Source organism: Brachybacterium sp. AOP42-C2-15 (genome assembly GCF_052377065.1).
Classification (GTDB): Bacteria; Actinomycetota; Actinomycetes; order Actinomycetales; family Dermabacteraceae; genus Brachybacterium.
This window is the reverse complement of record NZ_JBQSWK010000095.1, coordinates 1-1,611: the sequence shown is the minus strand read 5'-3', so window position 1 is coordinate 1,611 and position 1,611 is coordinate 1. Positions and strand designations below refer to the sequence as shown.

The following is a 1,611-nucleotide window of genomic DNA, read 5'->3' as shown; positions in this document are numbered from 1 at the left end:
CCCCCGTTACCTTGTTCGTAGCCCCGGACCTCTCCGGGATCGGGGTTGCTGGCCTGTCGGGCCCGGCATGACTATTGCCCCCAGTCGTTCATGATCCGGGGGGTGTTGTCACCGGGTCCCGGTAGGCGTCAGAGGATCGCTGATAGGGACCAGACCAAGTCGCGCGAGGTCATGCCGGCAGGTCGGGCGTAACGTGGATGCCGAGCTCTGGGGCCGCAGGACAAGCCAGCTTCGTTCCTGCCCGCACCAGCCTTGGAGGACCTCATGATCTCCGAACACGACAGTGTTGACGTGTTCATCGGTATCGACGTCGGAAAGTCCGACCATCACGCCGTCGCGATCGACCGCAATGGCAAGAAACTCCTGGACCAGCCTCTCCCGCAGGACGAGGCGAAACTCCGGACCTTGATCAGCAAAGCTGCTGGCCACGGAACGGTCCTCGTCGTCGTGGACCAGCCCGCGACCATCGGCGCTCTGCCCCTGGCCGTCGCTCAGGACATGGGCGTTCTGATCGGCTATCTGCCCGGCCTCGCGATGCGTCGCATTGCCGATCTCCACCCCGGCGAAGCGAAAACTGATGCCCGTGACGCGGCGATCATCGCCGAAGCCGCCCGCACGATGCCTCAGACGCTGCGCTCGATCGCTCTGGCTGATGAGCAGGCCGCTCAGCTGAGCATGCTCTGCGGCTTCGATGATGACCTCGCCGGGCAGGTCACCGCGGCCTCAAACCGGATCCGCGGGCTGCTCACCCAGATCCATCCCGCTCTCGAGCGCGTCATCGGCAGACACCTTGACCATCCCGTCATGGCGGCCCTGCTGGAGAAATACCCCGGCCCGGCCGCTCTGAAAAAGGCTGGTCAGACCCGGGTCGCGACGTTCATGCGGAAGTATGCGCCTCGTGGCGGGAACCCCTGGGCCGCCGAGATCTTCGAGGCCTTAAGCGAGCAGACCGTGGTCGTGGCCGGCACCGACGCGGCCGGGGTCGTGCTGCGCCAGCTCGCGATCCAACTCGCCCAGCTCCGCACCGCCCGCGGTGAGGTCTTCGAACAGGTCGAGGCACTGGTGGCAGACCACCCTCTTCACGACCTCCTGACGTCCATGCCAGCGGTCGGCGTCAGGACAGCTGCCAGGATCATCACCGAGGTGACCGGCAAGCAGTTCGAGACCGCAGGACACCTTGCCTCCTACGCCGGGCTCACTCCCGTGACCTGGCGTTCCGGCACCTCCATCCGTGGAGACCACCCCTCCAGGCGAGGCAACAAGGTCCTCAAACGCGCCCTGTTCCTCTCCGCGTTCGCCGCGCTGAGAGATCCGGTTTCCCGCGCCTACTACGACCGGAAACGAGCAGAGAAGAAGCGACACAACCAAGCCCTCATCGCCCTCGCCAGACGCCGCTGCGACGTGCTCTTCGCGATGCTCCGCGACGGCACGTTCTACTCCCCACCGGCCATCCAGAAGACACCCACCGCGGCAGCCGCCTGACACCAACGAACGCCCTAAGATCCCGGCAACAGCACCATCCCGCCGGCAGCTCCAACGCGCCCCTCAGCCCCCTCAGATCCCGAGAGAACTTCGCGCTTCCCCTTGACGAAGAACATAGGGACACCCCCC

1 protein-coding gene is annotated in these 1,611 nt (G+C 65.8%); it reads left to right on the top strand.

Annotation, left to right across the window (positions count from 1 at the left end; genetic code table 11):
- Nucleotides 1-264 precede the first annotated feature (264 nt).
- Nucleotides 265-1,482, top strand: coding sequence for an IS110 family transposase (locus ACT3SQ_RS19150; RefSeq protein ID WP_444601612.1), 1,218 nt, complete (start codon nt 265-267; stop codon nt 1,480-1,482).
- The last annotated feature ends 129 nt before the right edge of the window (nt 1,483-1,611 follow it).